Annotated in this window: 20 protein-coding genes; 17 read left to right on the top strand and 3 right to left on the bottom strand. The window is 34.4% G+C overall.

Annotated elements, in window-relative coordinates:
• Nucleotides 1-176 precede the first annotated feature (176 nt).
• From rpmH to nudC, 5 genes are read left to right on the top strand one after another with little or no spacing between them, the layout of a single operon-like run.
• A complete protein-coding gene (rpmH, locus tag J6569_RS05315) occupies nucleotides 177-317 on the top strand; it encodes a 50S ribosomal protein L34 (RefSeq protein ID WP_025314679.1) in 141 nt (46 codons plus the stop codon).
• Nucleotides 318-328: 11 nt separating this feature from the next.
• Nucleotides 329-685 (top strand): ribonuclease P protein component, encoded by a 357-nt coding sequence (gene rnpA / locus J6569_RS05310; RefSeq protein WP_080702383.1) that lies wholly within the window; start codon nucleotides 329-331, stop codon nucleotides 683-685.
• A gap of 47 nt (nucleotides 686-732) precedes the next feature.
• On the top strand, nucleotides 733-975 hold the full coding sequence (yidD, locus tag J6569_RS05305; protein WP_296302165.1) for a membrane protein insertion efficiency factor YidD: 243 nt from the start codon (nucleotides 733-735) through the stop codon (nucleotides 973-975).
• Nucleotides 975-2,597: a membrane protein insertase YidC gene (gene yidC / locus J6569_RS05300; RefSeq protein ID WP_296317953.1), complete on the top strand. Its 1,623-nt coding sequence runs from the start codon at nucleotides 975-977 to the stop codon at nucleotides 2,595-2,597. The genes yidD and yidC overlap by 1 nt, the downstream gene beginning before the upstream one ends.
• A gap of 58 nt (nucleotides 2,598-2,655) precedes the next feature.
• Nucleotides 2,656-3,459, top strand: coding sequence for an NAD(+) diphosphatase (nudC, locus tag J6569_RS05295; protein WP_296317951.1), 804 nt, complete (start codon nucleotides 2,656-2,658; stop codon nucleotides 3,457-3,459).
• On the opposite strand, the gene J6569_RS05290 is transcribed toward nudC, so the two are convergent.
• The 3 genes from J6569_RS05290 to hemB all read right to left on the bottom strand — a co-directional run bounded on the left by J6569_RS05290 (nucleotide 3,456) and on the right by hemB (nucleotide 6,362).
• Complete coding sequence (locus tag J6569_RS05290; protein WP_174798908.1) at nucleotides 3,456-4,265, bottom strand: hypothetical protein; 810 nt, start codon at nucleotides 4,263-4,265, stop codon at nucleotides 3,456-3,458. The two genes, nudC and J6569_RS05290, sit on opposite strands and share 4 nt — an antisense overlap.
• Before the next feature lie 28 nt (nucleotides 4,266-4,293).
• A complete protein-coding gene (locus tag J6569_RS05285; protein WP_174798909.1) occupies nucleotides 4,294-5,064 on the bottom strand; it encodes an IS1 family transposase in 771 nt (256 codons plus the stop codon).
• A gap of 284 nt (nucleotides 5,065-5,348) precedes the next feature.
• Nucleotides 5,349-6,362, bottom strand: coding sequence for a porphobilinogen synthase (hemB, locus tag J6569_RS05280; protein ID WP_296317949.1), 1,014 nt, complete (start codon nucleotides 6,360-6,362; stop codon nucleotides 5,349-5,351).
• 185 nt (nucleotides 6,363-6,547) lie between these two features.
• On the opposite strand from hemB, the gene rpsU reads away from it, so the two are divergent.
• From rpsU to nrdR, 12 genes are all read left to right on the top strand, one after another.
• Nucleotides 6,548-6,763, top strand: coding sequence for a 30S ribosomal protein S21 (gene rpsU / locus J6569_RS05275; RefSeq protein WP_034882800.1), 216 nt, complete (start codon nucleotides 6,548-6,550; stop codon nucleotides 6,761-6,763).
• A gap of 143 nt (nucleotides 6,764-6,906) precedes the next feature.
• Nucleotides 6,907-8,688, top strand: a complete 1,782-nt coding sequence (gene dnaG, locus J6569_RS05270) for a DNA primase (protein ID WP_296317948.1) — start codon at nucleotides 6,907-6,909, stop codon at nucleotides 8,686-8,688.
• Between the two features lie 68 nt (nucleotides 8,689-8,756).
• The gene (gene rpoD, locus J6569_RS05265; RefSeq protein ID WP_085163738.1) at nucleotides 8,757-10,610 is read left to right on the top strand and encodes an RNA polymerase sigma factor RpoD; all 1,854 of its coding nucleotides are present in this window, start codon (nucleotides 8,757-8,759) and stop codon (nucleotides 10,608-10,610) included.
• Between the two features lie 73 nt (nucleotides 10,611-10,683).
• A complete protein-coding gene (locus J6569_RS05260; protein WP_034914119.1) occupies nucleotides 10,684-11,655 on the top strand; it encodes a bile acid:sodium symporter family protein in 972 nt (323 codons plus the stop codon).
• Between the two features lie 70 nt (nucleotides 11,656-11,725).
• Complete coding sequence (gene pitA, locus J6569_RS05255; protein ID WP_065589862.1) at nucleotides 11,726-13,240, top strand: inorganic phosphate transporter PitA; 1,515 nt, start codon at nucleotides 11,726-11,728, stop codon at nucleotides 13,238-13,240.
• A 65-nt stretch (nucleotides 13,241-13,305) separates the two neighbouring features.
• The gene (gene uspA, locus J6569_RS05250; protein ID WP_065589863.1) at nucleotides 13,306-13,758 is read left to right on the top strand and encodes a universal stress protein UspA; all 453 of its coding nucleotides are present in this window, start codon (nucleotides 13,306-13,308) and stop codon (nucleotides 13,756-13,758) included.
• Nucleotides 13,759-13,938: 180 nt separating this feature from the next.
• Nucleotides 13,939-14,694 (top strand): SDR family oxidoreductase, encoded by a 756-nt coding sequence (locus J6569_RS05245; RefSeq protein WP_085163721.1) that lies wholly within the window; start codon nucleotides 13,939-13,941, stop codon nucleotides 14,692-14,694.
• 138 nt (nucleotides 14,695-14,832) lie between these two features.
• Nucleotides 14,833-15,162 (top strand): hypothetical protein, encoded by a 330-nt coding sequence (locus tag J6569_RS05240; RefSeq protein ID WP_034914101.1) that lies wholly within the window; start codon nucleotides 14,833-14,835, stop codon nucleotides 15,160-15,162.
• A gap of 348 nt (nucleotides 15,163-15,510) precedes the next feature.
• Complete coding sequence (gene thrA / locus J6569_RS05235; RefSeq protein WP_296317943.1) at nucleotides 15,511-17,967, top strand: bifunctional aspartate kinase/homoserine dehydrogenase I; 2,457 nt, start codon at nucleotides 15,511-15,513, stop codon at nucleotides 17,965-17,967.
• Entirely contained in the window at nucleotides 17,968-18,906 is a 939-nt protein-coding gene (thrB, locus tag J6569_RS05230) for a homoserine kinase (protein WP_065589866.1), read from the top strand.
• A 110-nt stretch (nucleotides 18,907-19,016) separates the two neighbouring features.
• Entirely contained in the window at nucleotides 19,017-20,306 is a 1,290-nt protein-coding gene (gene thrC / locus J6569_RS05225; protein WP_085163716.1) for a threonine synthase, read from the top strand.
• A 218-nt stretch (nucleotides 20,307-20,524) separates the two neighbouring features.
• Entirely contained in the window at nucleotides 20,525-20,977 is a 453-nt protein-coding gene (nrdR, locus tag J6569_RS05220; protein ID WP_065560389.1) for a transcriptional regulator NrdR, read from the top strand.
• Nucleotides 20,978-20,984 lie beyond the last annotated feature (7 nt).

Here is a 20,984-nt window from a genome sequence, read left to right as displayed (position 1 = left end):
TAATCTATTTATTCTATTTTATTTTATCGTATGGTAATTAAGGGTTAATGGGATTTATCTGTAAAAATCTCATTGACGAAAAATAAAATAGGCACTATAATTCCGACCTCTTTAATTAATGCTGTGGAGTTTTTACTCTGCAACCTGTTGATAATTAGATTTGGATATAAATCGTCATGAAACGCACATTTCAACCATCAGTATTAAAACGCAATAGAACTCACGGTTTCCGTGCTCGTATGGCAACTAAAAACGGTCGTCAAGTTCTTGCTCGCCGTCGTGCTAAAGGCCGTGTTCGTTTAACTGTTGCTAGCTGATTTAAAGTTGGGTGATTAAGTTCACTTTTCCTCGGGAGTTGCGGTTGTTAACTCCCTTTGATTTCAATCATGTCTTCCAAGAGTCCATTCGGGCTGGTTCTCCGTTTTTAACTTTAGTTGCACGAAAAAATAACTACAATCATATGCGGTTAGGGTTTGCTATAGCTAAAAAACAAGTGAAACGAGCTCATGAGCGTAATCGTATAAGGCGACTGGCTAAAGAGTATTTTCGGCTTCATCAACATCAATTTCCTAATATTGATTTTATTGTGATGGCCAAACAGCCAGTTATCGACTTAGATAATCAGCAACTCGTTGAAACACTGAATAAATTATGCCAACGAATCATAGCCAAATACGAGGCTTGAATAAATTTAAATTGATTATTAAACAGCATATTTATGCATTTAACTATATGATAGTTAATGTTTTTGTGTTTTTTATTCGTGTTTATCAACGTTTTATTAGTCCTTTATTAGGTCCTAAATGTCGCTTTACACCGACATGTTCACAGTATGCAATAATTGCACTGAGACGCTTTGGATTAATAAAAGGTGGTTGGCTAACCGTTAAACGTGTATTAAAATGTCATCCTTTACATGAAGGAGGAGAAGATTTTGTTCCTCCAAAAATTAAAACCAATAGAGAAAAACACTAATGGGATCTCAACGTAATATTTTAGTCATTGCTTTACTTTTTGTATCTTTTTTTATTTGGAAAGCGTGGGAAGAAGATCACACACCTAAACCCCCGATCGAAAACCAATTAACACAACAAAGTGATGATGGCTCAATAGCTGGCGCAGTAGGTAAAACAATTACTGTAAAATCAGATGTGCTGTCACTCACTATTAATACTTATGGTGGGGATGTTCAGGCTGCACAATTATTGAAATATGAGCAAACGCTTCATTCTGGTACGCCTTTCCAATTATTAACATCTCGTCCAGATTTTGTTTATGTTGCTGAAAGCGGATTAACAGGTAAGGATGGTCCTGATAATGCAAATCAAGGATCAAAACGCCCAGTCTATCAAACTGAAAAGTCAGAATATGTTTTAGCTGATGGGCAAGATGAATTGCGTGTTCCTCTTACTTATCAAGTTAATGGTGTAAGTTATACTAAATACTATATATTACACCGTGGTAGTTATTCTATTGATGTTCAGTATGATATTAATAACCAAAGCAGTGCACCTGTTGATGTTGCCATGTATGGTCAATTAAAACAAACAATTAAATTACCTGATGATATTCCAACCGAAGGTGGTAGTGGATTAGGACAAAGCGCATTCCGTGGTACAGCTTACTCTAGTTCTAGTTCTAATTATAGTAAATACAGTTTTGATGATATCAAAGATAAAGCTTTATCGGTTGAGACTCAAACGGGTTGGATTGCGATGTTGCAACACTATTTTGCTTCCGCATGGGTACCCGCACAGGATAAAAATAATCTATTTTATTCTCGTGCAACGACTAATAATTCTCAAGCAACAATTGGTTTCAAAAGTGAATCAGCAGTTATTCCTGCGGGGAGTTCACAAATTATTGGTGCAAAATTATGGTTAGGACCAGAAATTCAAAGCCAATTGAAAGAAACAGCCAATCATCTTGATTTAGTTGTTGACTATGGATGGTTATGGTTTTTATCACAACCGTTGTTTTATTTGTTGAAGTTTATTCAGAGGTTTGTTGGTAACTGGGGCTTCTCAATTATTGTTATCACATTTATTGTTCGAGGTATTTTATTCCCATTAACTCGTGCTCAGTATCGTTCAATGGCGAAAATGAAGTTGTTACAGCCTCGCATACAAGCTTTAAAAGAGCGTTATGGTGATAATAGGCAAAAAATTAGTGTAGAAACAATGGCGCTTTACAAGCAAGAAAAAGTGAATCCATTAGGTGGTTGTCTGCCATTAATTATCCAAATGCCGATTTTTTTATCATTGTTCTATATGTTAAGTAGTACAGTTGAACTACGACATGCGCCATTTGCGCTTTGGATTTATGATTTATCAGCGCAAGATCCATACTATATTTTGCCTTTATTAATGGGTGTCAGTATGTTTTTAATTCAGAAAATGTCACCAACACCTGTTACCGATCCACTACAACAAAAATTAATGACTTATATGCCATTAATTTTTACGTTGTTCTTCTTATGGTTCCCATCAGGCTTGGTTTTATATTATATCGTCAGTAACTTATTCACAATTGCTCAGCAACGAATTATTTACTGGGAACTTGAGAAAAAGGGACTTCACGAGAAGAAAAAGAAATAGTATCGATTAAAAGGAGGAGTAATCCTCCTTTTTTGTTTTTATCTTTGGTGTTAATAATATGAATATACAGCAACAATTTAATTTAATAGGTAATGAAAACGGTTATTGGTTTGTAAGTGCTAATGGACGATTATGGCTGCCTAATGGTGAAGTTCCTGTTGGGTGTGCTGATGAATTTGGTTTTACCAATAAACTTGCTCAACCAATAGGTGAATGGAATGGGCAAACAGCTTGGCTGATTTGTGATGAAATGAAAAATGCGATGAGTCCAGTTCGTTCATTACTTGATAGAACAGATCAATCATTATTTAATTTAGCTGGTCGGGCTGTGCAACTTTCTGAATTTTATCGTTCCCATAAATATTGTGGATATTGTGGGCATGAGATGTATATTAGTAGCACAGAATGGTGTTGTCTATGCGATCATTGTAAAGAGCGTTATTATCCACAAATTTCGCCATCTATTATTGTGGCAATTCGTCATAATAATAAAATTTTATTAGCAAAGCATGTTAGGCATAATCAAGATAACTTATATACCGTTTTAGCTGGTTTTACTGAAATCGGTGAAACAATGGAAACAGCCGTTGAACGAGAAGTATTTGAAGAATCAAAAATAAAAATTAAAAATATTCGTTATGTTGGTTCGCAACCTTGGCCATTTCCAAATTCATTAATGATGGCTTATTTAGCTGATTATGATAGCGGTGAAATAGTGGTAGATAAAAACGAACTCATTGAAGCAAATTGGTACCATTATACAGAGTTACCTAAAATTCCTGAGTATGGCACCATTGCTAGACGCTTAATTGAGGATACAATTATACTTTGCCGCGAATATGATGAACATGGCAATGACTAATTATATTGAATTGTTCTTGTTAGATTAACTGTTTTTGATTCGTCACCTGTTGTAATACACACAGCTTTAGTCCAATCACTGTTTGGATTATAATCTGAATAAGTACAAGTTTCTATTAGTTCTACCTCTTGTTCGTTTTTATCATTAATGATGATGTCTCCATTTGATGATAATTTAAAGGTTTTGATAATAGTTTTTTCTAATTGATTGTTTGCGTTATATACAAATTCTTTTTCTTGAGCCAACACAGGGAATTTTGTTTTTTCATCTACAGGAATATAGGCATTATATAACACGAGTTCTACACGATTGTTGTCATAAATAATTTTGCTGTTAAAAATGATATTATTTTCTGCAAAATGCGATAGAGTTGTTTCAACTAAACGATCTTGTTCATCGAACTCTGAACTTGCGACGATATCATTTTCATTGTTTTTCATACCTAGTATATTTTGTGAAGAATCAAAAGTAATATCGTAAACGTTTCTGGTATCGCCCATGCCGTAGCTATATTTAGCTGTGTCGTAGTTAATTTCGCCATGTAGCCCTTCTAAATCATAATTAGCTACAAAGCCTTTGTCATTGTAGTTAATTATCTTAGTTGATGAGCCTTGAATATGCTGTTGTTTAATCATTTTACTAAATGGTAAGAGCTCTGGCTCAGTATGGAAAAGGTAGCTATTAATAACTGCTGTTGGTAGTTGTGGTAAGGATTTTTTGTCAGATGTTTTTTTATCATCGCAACCGTTAATTAGTATTGTACTGCTAATTATGCACGTATATAAAAATAAATTATTTTTTCTCATAGTTCTATTTTCCTTTTATCCTGTTTTCTTATTTATTTTTGCACCATACTGCAAGTGCTTCACATTGCCAATCTTTCATCATATAGTACCAAGCAGAGCGCCATTTACGTACTGTATCATTGTGTAAATTTAAAGCTTTTCCTATTTGTGAGTTATTAGCCCCAGAAACAAGTAACTCAATGAATTGTAACCACAATTCAGGTTTGGGTATACGGTTTAAACTAGTGTTGCTTAAAAGACTAAAGCTATGTCGACACCGTTTGCAGCGATAGCAAGTGCGAGAACCAATTTTGGTTGTTTCGTTAGAACCACAGTGTTTACAAGTTGGATTTTGTTCATTCAATAAGGCAGTTACTTTATCTTTAATGGTATTGTATTGTTCCACTAAAGATGGCATTAGTTTTGTTTGTTTTTGATGTGTATACCAGTTATGTAATGATGGATAATAGCTTTGAAGATAGTTAATAATAGCTCGATCTCGTCGTATAACTTTTTCGAGCGATGTTTCGAGTCTGTCCGCAATTTCTTTATAGCCCATTTTATTTATTCGGTTGGTAAAAATAAACTCTAACCAATTATAGGGCATTAAACGATAGAAAGGAGTATTGGTTGAAACGGTAAAATATTTATGACAGTCTTTACAACGATATGTTTTATTAGGTTTTGAACGAATTATATAAAATTCAGTTTTTTTACAGAAGGGACAAGATTGCACATGTTGCGATGTTATTTCTTCTAGGTCATGATGAAAAGCTTTAAATTCATCATGTAATTCGTTTGGTACGAGTTCATAAATCATTTTTTATTCCCTTATCACTTATCCCCGTAAATATTATCAGATTTTTACATAAACATATAGCTTTCCTGAAACTTTTTTACATTTTCTAGTAAAGTACAATAATTGTCCAAGTATAAATATGATAATTAATGTTTATCTATCAATTTCTTATACTGGTGAATTAAAAAGAAGTGAAAAAGTGCTATTAAATAATATGATTAATAATGTGATTTGATGAATATGAGATACTAGATAGGTAATTAAATGCTCCTTCCAATTTGAAAAGAGCAGTATTTCAAAAAATATTATTTTTGTTGATGCAACCATTCGGCTACTTGTTTGGCAAAATAGGTTAATATTCCATCGGCACCAGCACGTTTAAAGCAAAGTAAAGATTCCATAATTGCTGATTTTTCATCTAACCAACCATTTTGAATTGCCGCTGTTAACATAGCATATTCACCAGAAACTTGATAAGCAAAAGTTGGGACGGCAAAAGTTTCTTTCACTCTTCGAACAATATCAAGATAAGGCATACCAGGTTTAACCATGACCATATCTGCGCCTTCACTTAAATCTTGATAGATTTCTTGTAATGCTTCATTACTATTAGCAGGATCGAGTTGATAAGTTTTTTTATTACCACCTTTAATATTTTTCGCAGAGCCGACAGCATCACGAAAAGGTCCATAAAAACTTGATGCGTATTTTGCGGAATAAGCCATAATTTGTGTGTTAAAAAAACCATGCTTTTCGAGTTCGTTACGTATTGCTCCAATGCGTCCATCCATCATGTCACTTGGTGCGATAATATCCACACCTGCTTGAGCTTGCATTAATGCTTGTTTAACAAGCGTTTCAACAGAGATATCATTTTGTACATACCCTTGTTCATCAATAATGCCATCTTGTCCATGCGTGGTATATGGATCAAGTGCGACATCAGTTAATACACCGAGCTCTGGAATTTCTTTTTTTAATGCTCGAACAGCTTTTGGTACTAACCCATTTTCGTTATATGCTTCTTGTGCTAATGAGGTTTTTTTTGATGGTTCAATAGCGGGAAATAGTGAAAGAACAGGAATTCCTAATTTAGCTACTTGTTCCGCTTCTTTTAACAATACGTCAATACTCATTCGATTAACGTTTGGCATCGAGGTAATTGATTCAGTAATATTATTTCCTTCAACAATAAAAACCGGATAAATTAGATCGTTGGCCGTCAAACTATGTTCTGCAACCATACGACGACTAAAGTCATGGGCACGATTACGGCGTAGGCGGCGCTTTGGATATTGACCAGTAATTAATGATGGCATGAAATACTCCTGTTTATTCTCAATTAGATTTGATTTATTATCTGACTCTATATGCTGATTAGCAAATTAATTTGTTATCTTGTAATAATTCTATTTTTTACTTTACAACATATATCGATTGAGGGTAAAATTGCGCACTAATTTTAATCCCTTGTGATATTAAACAAATTTGAGGTGAGAGGCACATGCCAGTAATTAAAGTACGTGAAAATGAACCTTTCGATGTAGCGTTACGTCGTTTCAAACGTTCTTGTGAAAAAGCAGGAGTTTTAGCTGAAGTTCGTAATCGTGAATTTTACGAAAAACCAACTACTATTCGTAAACGAGCTAAAGCAGCAGCTGTTAAACGCCATGCTAAAAAATTAGAAAGAGAAAACGCTCGTCGCACTCGCTTATATTAATATTTTAAGATTATTTATACTGAAAACTAAAATTGATATTAAAAATCAATTTATTATCTTTTTGATATAAAGAATTCTAACAAGCCGTATTTTGATACGGCTTGTTGTCTTTTTATAACACCATAACTGGTTAAAGTTTTATCATGAAAGGTCTTATTCCTCGCGATTTCATCTTGGATTTAACTGCTCGAACTAACATTCTTGATGTGATTGGTAAACGCGTTAAAATGAAAAAAAAGGGGAATAATTATTTTGGTTGTTGCCCTTTTCATGATGAAAAAACAGCTTCGTTTTCTCTTAATGAAAAAAAACAGATCTTTTATTGTTTTGGATGTGGCGCATCAGGATCTGTTGTTAATTTTCTAATGCAATATGAGCGGTTATCTTTTCCTGAAGCTATTGAGGAGTTAGCTAGCTTGCAAGGGATTCGTGTCCCTTATATTGATAACGATAAAAATCAAATTGATCAATCAAAGCACATTGAATCTAGAAATGTACGTCGAGATCTATATACTTTGATGGGCAAAATCACTGATTTTTATCAGCAACAATTAGCATTATCTACATCTACTGATGCTCAAAAATATCTTGAGCAACGGGGACTCAATGCAGAAATTATAGCACGGTATAGAATTGGTTTTGCGCCTAATGAGTGGCATTTAACTTCACAAAGTGTGGTTAAAACAAAAGCTGAAGAAGCACTTTATGAACAAGCCGGCATGCAAGTCAGCCACGATAGGGGTAATCAATATGACCGTTTTCGTGGAAGAATCATGTTTCCTATTCGCGATAGACAAGGCAATGTTATCGCGTTTGGTGGACGAACTATCATTAATGATTCTGCAAAATATATTAATTCACCAGAAACCCCCATTTTTCATAAAGGCTTTCAACTTTACGGACTTTATGAAACGCTAGAAGTCAATCGTAATCCTCAGCAACTGATGGTGGTTGAAGGTTATATGGATGTGGTTTCGCTTGCTCAATATGGCATTGATTATGCTGTTGCTGCTTTAGGTACGGCTACATCAGAGGAGCATATTAAATTATTATTTAGAGCAACAGATTCGGTAATATTTTGTTATGACGGCGATAATGCTGGACGAAGCGCTGCTTGGCGGGCACTTAATGTTTTATTACCTTGCTTAATCGATGGTAAGAAAATAACTTTTGCTTTTTTACCTCAAGATGAAGATCCTGATAGTTTTGTGCGTAAAGTCGGTAAGGATAATTTTGAAAAATATTTAAATGAATCTTCAAATTTGTCGAAATTTTTATTTGATGAACTTTTGAAACAGGTTGATTTAAAAACGGCTGAAGGAAAAGCAAAATTGAGTTCGCTAGCTTTACCGCTACTTGATCAAATTAAGGCAAAAGCCTTTAGATTAAATTTACTGCAGAAGCTCGGTAATTATTTAGGTTTACTTGATGTATCTCAATTAGAACAATTAATTCAAGAAAATCGTTCCCAACGTGATGAAAAGGCAAATGAAAAAGCGCCTACATCACAAATGAAATTAACAACGATGCGAGTTTTAATTGGTTTATTACTTCAATATCCTAATCTTGCTGAGCAAGTTTCTGATATAAATGTGATTCGCCAGGTTAAAATGGCCGGGATCGAGATTTTTGTTGAATTACTTGAACTATGTCAACGTTATCCCAATATAACTACTGCACAAATATTAATAGAGTGTATGGATAGACCGTTTTATAAGCAGTTGAATCGTTTATCCACCTGGGAGTGTCATTATCAAGATGGCGAAATAGGCTCAATTTTTTCACATACTTTAAAAGAGTTATATGATAATATACTCGCCCAAAGGCAAGATGAACTAATCGCAAAAGAGAGAGTCTCCGGCTTAAGCACCGCAGAGAAAAAAGAATTGGCGACTTTAATACTTGTTTTATCAAAAAAAGACTAAATATATAGAGTACGTGTAGATTCCAGATATTGTTCTACATGCATAATATAAATGACCAAATAACTAAAATGGATACCTTTATGGAGCAAAATTCTCAATCACAGTTAAAACTCCTAATCATTCGAGGTAAGGAGCTAGGATACCTGACCTATGCTGATGTCAACGATCACTTGCCTGAAGAGATTATTGATTCAGATCAGATTGAAGATATTATCCAAATGATTAATGATATGGGGATTCAAGTTCTTGAAGAAGCCCCTGATTCTGATGAGTTATTACTTTCAGATAATGTCCCTGATGAAGAAGCTGTTGAAGCTGCAACAGCATTAGTATTATCTAATGTTGAGTCAGAAATTGGTAGAACAACTGATCCTGTTCGTATGTATATGCGTGAAATGGGAGCGGTTGAACTGTTAACGCGTGAAGGCGAAATCGATATTGCTAAGCGTATTGAAGATGGTATTAATCAAGTTCAAACTTCGGTATCCGAATATCCAGAAGCTATAACTTATCTTTTAGAGCAATATAATTTAATCGAAAGTGGACAAGTTCGTTTATCTGATTTAATTACAGGTTTTGTTGATCCAAATGCTGAAGAAGTTGTTGAAGAGTTACCTGAAGATTTAGAAGTTAGTGAAACCGAAATTGAAATCGATGATAGCGATGATGATAGTGAGGATGACGAAAACGAGGCATCAACTGATGATGATGTTTCTATCGATCCCGAAGTTGCTAAAGCTAAATTTGCCGAATTAAAAGAGCAACATGATAAAACGTCTGATGCTATTAAAAAATATGGCCGTGCTCATAAAAAAGCACAAAAAGAGATCGAAAATCTATCAGAAATATTTAAACAATTCCGTTTAGTTGCTAAGCAGTTTGATATTCTTGTTAATAACATGAGAAGCATGATGGAGCGTGTTAGAACTCATGAACGTGTTATTATGAGGATTTGTGTTGAAAAATGCAAAATGCCGAAAAAACTATTTATGACTTATTTTACAGGCAATGAAAATAGCATGGATTGGTTTAAGAAAGCTTTATCATCGAAAGGTGCGTTTGCGGATAATCTAAAAGATTTTGAAACTCAAATTGCAGCTCAAGTTGATTTGTTACAACAAATTGAAACTGAAACAAGTCTTTCTATTGAGCAAATCAAAGATATTAATCGACGTATGTCTATTGGCGAAGCTAAAGCACGTCGAGCTAAGAAAGAAATGGTAGAAGCTAACTTACGACTAGTTATTTCTATTGCGAAAAAATACACCAACCGAGGATTACAATTCTTAGATCTTATCCAAGAAGGTAATATTGGCTTGATGAAAGCAGTTGATAAATTTGAATATCGTCGTGGTTATAAATTCTCAACTTATGCAACTTGGTGGATAAGACAAGCGATTACTCGTTCTATAGCTGACCAAGCAAGGACAATTCGTATTCCGGTACATATGATTGAAACAATTAATAAGTTAAATCGTATTTCTCGTCAAATGTTACAGGAAATCGGTCGTGAACCAACACCTGAAGAGTTATCTGAACGCATGCAAATGCCTGAAGATAAAATTCGTAAAGTGCTTAAAATTGCTAAAGAGCCAATTTCGATGGAAACACCAGTTGGTGATGACGAGGATTCGCATTTAGGTGATTTTATTGAAGATACAGCTCTTGAGCAACCGCTAGATGCGGCGACTTCTGAGAGTTTACGTAGCGCAACTCGCGATATTTTATCAGGATTAACGCCTAGAGAAGCGAAAGTGTTACGTATGCGATTTGGTATTGATATGAATACAGATCATACGCTAGAAGAAGTTGGTAAGCAATTTGATGTAACTCGTGAACGTATTCGTCAAATTGAGGCTAAGGCGCTGAGAAAATTACGTCATCCAAGTCGATCTGATGTGCTTCGTAGTTTCTTAGAATAAATTTTATCTTTCTTGTATATCGCCACTTTTGTGGCGATTTTTTTATTCTTGTTAATCAAAGATATTAAAAATCATGAATATATTTCAACGTGTTAAGATTGATTCATTCTTATTGATTCTAATTTGTGTTGTGATTACAGCTAGCTTTTTTCCTTGTGAAGGACAGGCTAAAACGGTTTTTGAATACCTTACAACTTTTGCTATTGGCTTGCTATTTTTTATGCATGGCGCAAAACTTTCTTTTCAAGCAATTGTCTCTGGTATAAAAAATTGGCGATTACATTTGTTAATATTTACAACTACATTTGTAATATTCCCAGTTTTAGGCATGATGATGCAGTTATTAGTGCCCACTTTTTTATCACATGATATTTATTTAGGTTTTGTTTATCTTTGTGTTTTACCAGCAACAGTGCAGTCTGCAATAGCATTTACTTCAATAGCTAAAGGTAATGTGGCAGCAGCTATTTGCAGTGCCTCAGCATCAACGTTATTGGGGGTGTTTATTACCCCGCTTTTAGTTGGATTGTTAATACATACTCAAACCTCGGCATCAATGAACATAATTGATGCCATTACCTCTATTATGCTGAAACTGATGTTGCCATTTGTTGTCGGGCATTTATCTAGACGTTTTATTGGTCAATGGGTAGATAAGTATAAAAATATTATTTCTAAAACAGATCGTTTGTCGATTTTATTAGTGGTTTATGTCGCGTTTAGTGATGCAGTTGTTAATGGTATATGGTCGCAAGTCGGTTTTTTATCTTTGTTAAATATTATATTTTTCTCAATTATTCTGTTAGTTATAGTTTTATTTATTACCACTTATAGTGCAAGATTTTTTGGTTTTAGCAAACAAGATGAAATCACAATTGTATTTTGTGGTTCAAAAAAGAGCCTAGCAAGCGGTATTCCAATGGCAAGTGTTATCTTCCCCATGTCGATGATGGGTATTTTGATCCTACCTTTAATGATCTTTCATCAAATCCAATTAATGATTTGTGCTTTTTTGGCGGCACGTTATGCTAAACGAAAAATGTAAAAAATTGTTTTGCTCATTAGCTTATTCTCAAGGATAATAGTGGCGCTAATTAACAACAGAAAGATATATTATGTTTCATCTATTTGCTGATTTAGAATTTTCAACCATTATATTATTAGTCTTAGCTTTACTTTTTGTACTCTTTTATGAGGCTATTAATGGATTTCATGATACTGCTAATGCTGTTGCCACTGTTATTTATACAAGGGCATTGAAAGAACAACTTGCCGTTTTTATGGCCGGAGTATTTAATTTCTTTGGCGTACTACTTGGTGGGCTTAGTGTGGCTTATGCCATTGTGCATTTGTTACCAACTGATTTATTACTTAATGTAAGCTCTACTCATGGGCTTGCTATGGTATTTTCTATTTTATTTGCAGCAATCATTTGGAATTTAGGTACTTGGTTTGTTGGTATTCCTGCATCAAGTTCACATACTTTAATTGGTTCTATTATTGGCGTAGCACTTGCAAATGCATTGGTTATGGATACATCAATTATTGATGCGCTTAATATTCCTAAGATGATTCAAATCTTTTTATCCTTGATTGTTTCACCAATAGTTGGTCTTGTTATTGCTGGATTAATGATTTTTTGTCTGCGTAAGTATTGGACACGTAAAGGGCAAAGTAAAAAGAGTAGTAAAAAAAGAGAACGCATCTTTATGACTCCAGAGCAGCGAGAAAAACTTTATGGTAAGAAAAAGCCACCTTTTTGGATCCGAATAATGCTTATTATTTCTGCTGCAGGTGTGAGTTTTTCTCATGGTGCTAATGATGGACAAAAAGGTATTGGTTTATTAATGTTAGTATTGATGGGTATCGCTCCTGCTGGCTTTATTGTTAATATGAATGCGTCTACCTATGATATTACTAACACTCGTAATGCTATTGATAATATTCAGGAGTACTTTGTTACTCACAATGATGATCTAACTACGATAATAGGTAAACAACCTGCATTAGACACAAGTATTCCAGAAGGCGATTTGAATAAGTATCATTGTGACTATTCACATTCATTTATCACACTGGGTATTGCTCATAATTTATTTAATAAAATGAATAATTATGAATCACTCACTGTTGAACAACGTTCACAAGCTAGACGCATATTATTATGTTTATCGGATACTGTTTCGCATGTTGCTAAACAAGCTAATGTAACAGCAGAGGAAAAACAATATCTGAAATCTTTGAATAACGATTTACTTAAAACTGTTGAATATGCGCCGATTTGGATCATTATTTCGGTAGCTTCAGCACTAGCAATTGGAACAATGATAGGATGGCGTCGTGTAGCTATTACTATTGGTGAAAAAATTGGTAAAAAAGGGATGACTTACGCACAGGGCGTGTCTGCACAAATCACTACGGCTTTATCAATTGGGATTGCAAGTTATACTGGTATGCCTGTTTCAACAACTCAAGTTCTTTCTTCATCTGTGGCAGGTACAATGATTGTTGATGGTGGTGGCGTTCAAAGTAAGACCATTAAAAATATTGCGTTAACTTGGATTTTAACACTTCCAATTTCAATTTTGTTATCTGGGTCACTTTTTTGGCTTGCTCAAAAATTGATTTAGTAGTAAAAAGAGAGTATCAATTTTGTAGTTTTATCTGACCGTTAAATTGGAAGGAGTAATGTATCATGGCTTATAAACACATATTAGTTGCAGTAGATTTATCACCTGAAAGTGAAGTTCTTGTCGAAAAAGCAGTTTCTATGGCTAGGCCATATAATGCTCAAATATCTTTGATTCATGTTGGTATTAATTATTCTGATCTTTATACTGGTTTAGTTGATATTAATATGAATGATATGAAAGACCGAATTACTGAAGATGCGCATATTGCATTAAATAAACTAGCCAATGATGCGGGATATCCTATAGCTCATACTCTTTCTGGGAATGGTGAATTTGACCAAGTATTAATCGAAGCAATTCATGAATATGGCGCTGATCTTGTCGTGTGTGGTCATCATCAAGACTTTTGGAGTAAGTTGATGTCTTCTGCTCGTCAACTTATCAATAATACACATATTGATACCTTGATTGTTCCGCTAAAAGATGAAGAACCAGCAGAAGAACCTGCTAAATGAAGTATTAAATATCAACCCGCTTAATTAGCGGGTTTTTTATAGATATTAGATAGTTTTTTGTAAAAAACTTTCAGGTAACTATGTGTTTCAGTATATTTTTATGTACTACTTTTTGTTTATGCATATAGTCGTTTATCGAAATATACTCCAATTTTAACTTAGTTTATAAGGGGATTTAATATGAATATAGCTTTGGTTACTGGTGCATCCTCTGGATTTGGGCAAGCTATCTGCCGTAAACTTATAGCAGATGGTTATAAAGTTGTAGGCTTAGCTAGACGTGCAGATAAACTGCAAAACATTGCAGATGAGTTAGGTGCTAATTTTCTTTCATTACCATTAGATATAACTAAAAAAGATGCAGTAAATACTATTTTATTGCAATTACCAAATGAATTTAAGCCCATAGATATTTTAATAAATAATGCAGGTCTAGCATTAGGTTTAGAACCTGCTTATGAAGCAGATTATAACGATTGGGAAACAATGATTGAAACTAACATTATTGGGCTAGTAAACCTAACTCGACAAATTTTACCAGAAATGGTTGAGCGCAATTTTGGTTATATTATTAATCTTGGATCTGTGGCTGGTACTTATGCTTATAAAGGCGGAAATGTTTATGGTGCATCTAAAGCTTTTGTTAAACAATTTAGTGCTAATTTGCGTACCGATTTATTAGGGAAAAAGGTTAGAGTTACTAATATCGAACCGGGATTATGTGGTGGTACAGAGTTTTCAAATGTTCGCTTTCATGGCGATAACCAGAAAGCCGCACAGGTTTATCAAGGTGTTGAATTTATTACTCCCGAAGATATAGCTAATACTGTCTCTTGGTTAATTAATACACCAAATCATTTTAATGTTAACTCAATTGAAATAATGCCTGTTGCACAAGCATCGGCAGGATTGTCTGTTTGTAAAGAGGCTAAATAATATAACTTCCATTATTAAGTTTTTTTGCTGATTTTTAGCGAAAATTAAAAAAATTTGTTTGGCAAACAAAATAGACTTGCACTTATGCTAATGGGTTGTTATTCTTTCTTCTTGTGATTTTGATTGAGGTTTATGGCAATGACATTTTCTGAAGTAACGAAAACATTTGCGACAAGTTTGCCTGGTACTGATAGTTATGTAAAGTTAAGAAAGGCAATGAGAGCATTAATTCAAGAAGATCCAAAAAATGCATCGGTTTATTTTTTGATTTTTGGATTTGCTCGTACGTATGTTATGTTATATGAAGATCAAGAAGTATCGCCGCAATTTGCCGAAGATAATCAAAAGCTAATGTTATCGTATCTTAATATTTTAGATGAAGCATTAAAAAAACAAGATGAAAAGTGCATATATCAAGCATTGAATAAAGTTGTTAATGAATACGAAAATAGCAAAAAGGTTTTTTAAAATTACAGCCTGACATGAAAATGTTGGGCTGTTTTGTTTTTAGTTTAATTAAATATTTTTTAGGGAAAATCATGATAATTTTAGTTAGTATGACAGGAATTATTAGCACCTTAGGTACTATTATGCTATCTAGGGCGGGTTGATTTTTTCAATAAATATTAAAAAACCCGCCCCCTAAAGGCGGGTTTTTTATTTTGCATGGAAATAAAGTAGTTAACCTGTGCAAAAAAATTAAAAACAGAATTAGCATGATAAGACTACAAGATTTTTAATACCTATAAATAAGTTCTAAAAACTATAATTATAGATAGTAATGGGCATAAACTAAGATAATAAGTAAGGTGTGATATGAAAGTTTTAAAATTTGGAGGAACATCTGTTGCTAACGCAGAACGCTTTTTGCGAGTTGCAGAAATTATTGAAAATAATGCTAAACAAGAGCAAACCGCCACTGTTTTATCGGCACCTGCTAAAATTACCAACCATTTAGTAGCCATGGTTGAAAAAACGGTTGCTGGGCAAGATATCAAAAGTAACATTTATGATGCTGAAAAGATATTTGCAGATCTATTAGCAGGTCTTGCAAAAGCTCACCCTAATTTTGCTTATGAAAAGATGAAGCATTTTGCTCTTAATGAATTAAAGCATGTTAAGCAATTACTTGAAGGTATCCGTTTACTCGGTCAATGTCCTGATAGTATCAATGCATCAATTATTTGTCGTGGAGAAAAGCTATCAATTGCTATTATGCAAGAACTTCTCAAAGCAAGAGGCCATACGATCACGGTAATAGATCCTGTTGCTATGCTTATTGCAGAAGGTGGTTATTTAGAATCGACTGTTAATATACCTGAATCGGCTCATCGAATTGCTGAAATGCACATTCCACAAGACAATTTTATTCTAATGCCCGGTTTTACCGCTGGTAATGAAAAAGGTGAATTAGTTGTGCTTGGACGAAATGGTTCTGATTATTCTGCAGCCGTATTAGCAGCTTGTTTAAGAGCAAATAGCTGTGAAATATGGACCGATGTTGATGGAGTTTATACTTGTGATCCCCGTATTGTACCAGATGCCAAATTACTAAAAACAATGTCTTATCAAGAGGCGATGGAACTTTCATATTTTGGAGCAAAAGTACTTCATCCAAGAACTATTTTACCTATTGCCCAATTTCAGATTCCTTGTTTAATCAAAAATACAAATAACCCTGATGCACCAGGCACATTAATTGGTGCTAATATTGTTGACTCAACCACACCTGTAAAAGGTATTACCAATTTAAATAACATGGCAATGATCAATGTTTCAGGTCCAGGGTTAAAAGGTATGGTTGGTATGTCGGCACGTGTGTTTTCTGCAATGTCTTATGCTGGCATTTCAGTTGTACTTATTACTCAATCATCATCTGAATACAGCATTAGTTTTTGTGTGCCACAAACAGAACTTTATCGTGCAGAAGAAGCTTTAAGTGATGAATTTTTCTTAGAATTAAAAGATGGATTACTTGAACCGATCGAGGTGATGGAAAGGCTTGCTATTATCTCTGTAGTGGGCGATGGTATGCGTACCTTACGAGGTTTATCAGCTAATTTCTTTACAGCATTAGCCAGAGCTAATATTAATATTGTTGCTATAGCACAAGGTTCATCTGAACGCTCAATTTCAGTTGTAGTTGATAATGATGTTGCTGTAATGGGCGTTCGTGTTGCGCATCAGATGTTATTTGGTACTGATAAAATGCTTGATGTCTTTGTTATTGGTGTTGGTGGGGTCGGTGGTGCGCTTGTCGACCAAATTGGACGTCAACAGAAATGGCTTAAAAACAAACAGATTGATTTGCGAGTATGTGGTTTGTTTAACTCTAAACACAGCATAACCAATAGAGACGGTATTGATCTTAGTAATTGGCGTGATCAAATCAAACAGAGTGATACTAAATATTCATTAGATAGTATTATTGAGTTTGCCAAATCTAATCGATTACTTAATCCGATTCTTGTTGATTGTACTTCTAGTAGCGAAGTATCTGACAAATACGCTGATTTTTTAGCTAATGGCTTTCATGTCGTTACACCAAATAAAAAAGCAAATACCAGCTCAATGGCCTACTATTTACGCTTACGCCAAGAAGCTGCAAAAAGTAAGCGTAAATTCCAATATGATACCAATGTAGGGGCAGGGTTACCGGTAATTGAAAATCTTCAAAATCTACTTAATGCAGGTGATGAGTTAATCAAGTTTTCGGGAATTCTATCTGGATCGCTTTCTTTTATATTTGGTAAACTTGATGAAGGCATGTCACTGTCTGAAGCAACTAAATTGGCTAAAGAGAAAGGTTTTACTGAACCTGATCCTCGAGACGATCTATCTGGAACCGATGTAGCTAGAAAGTTACTTATTTTAGCTAGAGAATCAGGTTTACAATTAGAATTGGATCAAATCAATGTCGAATCCGTATTACCTCCTGAATATGCACAAGGTAGCATTGATGATTTCATGGCCAAATTACCGCAGTTAGATGCACATTTTAAAGCAAAATCTGAACAAGTAGCAAAAGAAGGTAAAGTTCTACGTTATGTGGGTAGCATAGAAAACCATCAATGCAGTGTTAGAATTGAAGCTGTCGATAGCGAAGATCCTCTTTATAAAGTCAAAAATGGCGAAAATGCCTTAGCTTTTTATACTCGTTATTATCAACCTATTCCTCTTGTATTACGTGGTTATGGTGCTGGTAATGATGTTACTGCAGCAGGTGTTTTTGCTGATATTTTACGTACAACATCAGGTAAAATCGGAGGTTAAATGAGTCATAAATCTTTAACCGTTTATGCGCCTGCATCAATGGCTAATATTAGCGTTGGTTTTGATATATTGGGCGCAGCAATTAGCCCGATTAGTGGCGCTATGCTTGGTGACTGTATTACAGTTGAATCTGCTAACGAATTTTCCCTTACTAGCAAAGGTCAATTTGTCAAAAAGCTACCACGTGATCCAAAATATAATATTGTATTTCAATGTTGGCAGCGATTTTGTCAAGCAATGGGTAAAACTTTACCTGTTAGTATGACTCTTGAAAAAAATATGCCAATTGGCTCTGGTTTAGGTTCAAGTGCGTGCTCAGTAGTTGGTGCATTGGTTGCATTAAATGAGTTTTTTGATAAACCTTTTAATGAATTTGAAATGTTATCCATGATGGGAGAACTTGAAGGTCGTATTTCGGGCAGTGTGCATTATGATAATGTTGCGCCATGCTATTTAGGTGGGATGCAACTTATTCTTAATGAGATGGGTATTATTAGTGAGTCGATTCCGCATTTTGATGATTGGTATTGGGTGATGGCTTATCCAGGTATAAAGGTATCAACGGCTGAAGCACGTGCAATTTTACCTGCTCAATATCAAAGGTCTGATTGTGTAGCACATGGTCGCTATGTGGGGGGATTTTTGCATGCTTGTTATACCAAACAACCTAAGCTGGCTGCCACAATGCTTTTTGATAATATTGCTGAGCCTTATCGTAAACAATTATTACCTAATTTTGATGAAACTCAAAAACGGGTTAAGCAACTTGGTGCTTTGTCATCGGGTATTTCAGGTTCAGGGCCAACAATATTTGTGATTGCAGATAAACTTGAAACAGCTCAGCAAATTGAATTATTACTTAAAAAATATTATTTGCAAAATGATGAAGGTTTTACTCATATTTGTAAAATTGATACTCAAGGAACAAGAGTTATTTAATGTTTACTATAAAAAGTAGAGTTAAATATAACAAAAATGCCAACTATTATTGAACAAGTTGATATTACGAAGAGTGAAATATTACAGCATAAAGATAACCGGAAAATATTATGAAATTATATAACTTAAAAGATCATTCCCAGCAAGTTAGCTTTGCACAAGCAGTTCAACAAGGATTAGGAAGAGGGCAAGGTTTATTCTTTCCTCAACAATTACCTAAATTTTCATCATCCGAAATTGAGTCGTTATTAAAACTTGATTTTATTACTCGAAGTGCCAAGATCTTATCTGCTTTTATTGGTGATGAGATTAGCTGTGATGATATGCATAGACTTGTTAAAAATGCATTTCAATTCCCTGCTCCAGTAACTTCTGTGGAAGCAGACATTGGTTCATTAGAACTATATCATGGACCAACATTAGCATTTAAAGATTTTGGTGGACGCTTTATGGCGCAAGCTTTAGTGCAAGTCGCTGCTGACAAAAAAATTACTATTTTGACTGCTACTTCTGGCGATACTGGTGCGGCCGTTGCTCATGCGTTTTATCATTTACCAAATATTCGCGTCGTGATTTTATACCCAGAAGGTAAAATTAGTCCATTACAAGAAAAGTTATTTTGTACTTTAGGTGATAATATACATACAATTGCTATTCAAAGTGACTTTGATGCGTGTCAAGCCTTAGTTAAAAAAGCATTTGATGATGAAGATTTGAAAAAAACAATCGGTTTAAACTCCGCTAACTCAATTAATATTAGCCGATTATTAGCACAAATCTGTTACTATTTTGAAGCTTTTGCACAACTCACATCAACCCAACGTGAACAGCTGGTTATTTCTGTGCCGAGTGGCAATTTTGGTGACTTAACAGCAGGTCTACTTGCGAAAACAATGGGATTACCTATTAAACGCTTTATTGCCGCAACGAATGCCAATGATACAGTACCTCGTTATTTAGAAACTGGTAAGTGGGAACCTCACGCAACCATTGCAACATTATCGAATGCAATGGATGTAAGCCAACCAAATAACTGGCCACGTATCGAAGAGATTTATAAGCGTGAGGGATGGGATCTTAAATCACTCGGTCATGCTACTGTTTCGGATGAAGTTGCTAAGCAAACTGTTTGTGAACTTGATCAAAAAGGTTACTTATCTGAACCTCATGGTGCAATTGCTTATCGAGCACTGTGTGATCAGTTACAAGAGGGTGAATATGGACTATTTTTAGGTACGGCACATCCTGCTAAATTTAAAGAAGTGGTTGAAGATATTTTAGGTAAATCAGTTCCATTGCCTAAAGAGTTAGCAGAGCGAGCTGATATGACATTGCTTTCTCATTGTATGCCTGATGATTTTGCTAAATTAAGAGATTTTCTCATTAAATTAAATTGGTAAGTGTTTTATGCCACCAAATAGGTGGCTAATTTTTGAATGTTTGGTGAATCTTCATCATCATGTATTTTAATACTATCGATGATAAAACTAACATTTAAGGTGAATAAACCATACCTATTTTTCTAGTATAATGATTAACGTCATAACAATTAGACCCTTGTTTAAATCAAAATTTTCAGATATTGTAATGATTATTTTGTTGCCATAAGGATACATTTATGCACTGTCCTTTTTGTAATGCAGATGATACAAAGGTGATCGATTCACGTCTTGTTGGTGAAGGATTTCAAGTCCGACGTAGACGGCAATGTGTTGAATGTAATGAAAGATTTACTACATTTGAAGTTGCTGAATTAATTATGCCTAATGTCATTAAAAGCAATAAAGTTCGCGAACCATTCAATGAAGATAAATTACGTAATGGTATGAAAAGGGCTCTTGAAAAACGTCCAGTGAGTTTTGATGCCATTGAAGATGCGATTACACGTATAAAATCTAAACTAAGAGCAACAGGTGAACGTGAAGTCCCAGCAAAATTAATTGGTGACTATGTGATTGAAGAACTTAAAAATCTAGATAAAATTGCTTATATTCGTTTTGCTTCGGTTTATTTTAGTTTTGACGATATCGAACAATTTAGTAATGAAATTGCTAAGTTACAACAAAAATAATCAACAA

The sequence above is a fragment of the Gilliamella sp. genome, assembly GCF_024104075.1.
GTDB classification, from domain to species: Bacteria; Pseudomonadota; Gammaproteobacteria; order Enterobacterales; family Orbaceae; genus Gilliamella; species Gilliamella bombi.
The sequence above is the reverse complement of the archived record's forward strand: the minus strand, read 5'-3'. Positions and strand labels throughout refer to the sequence as shown.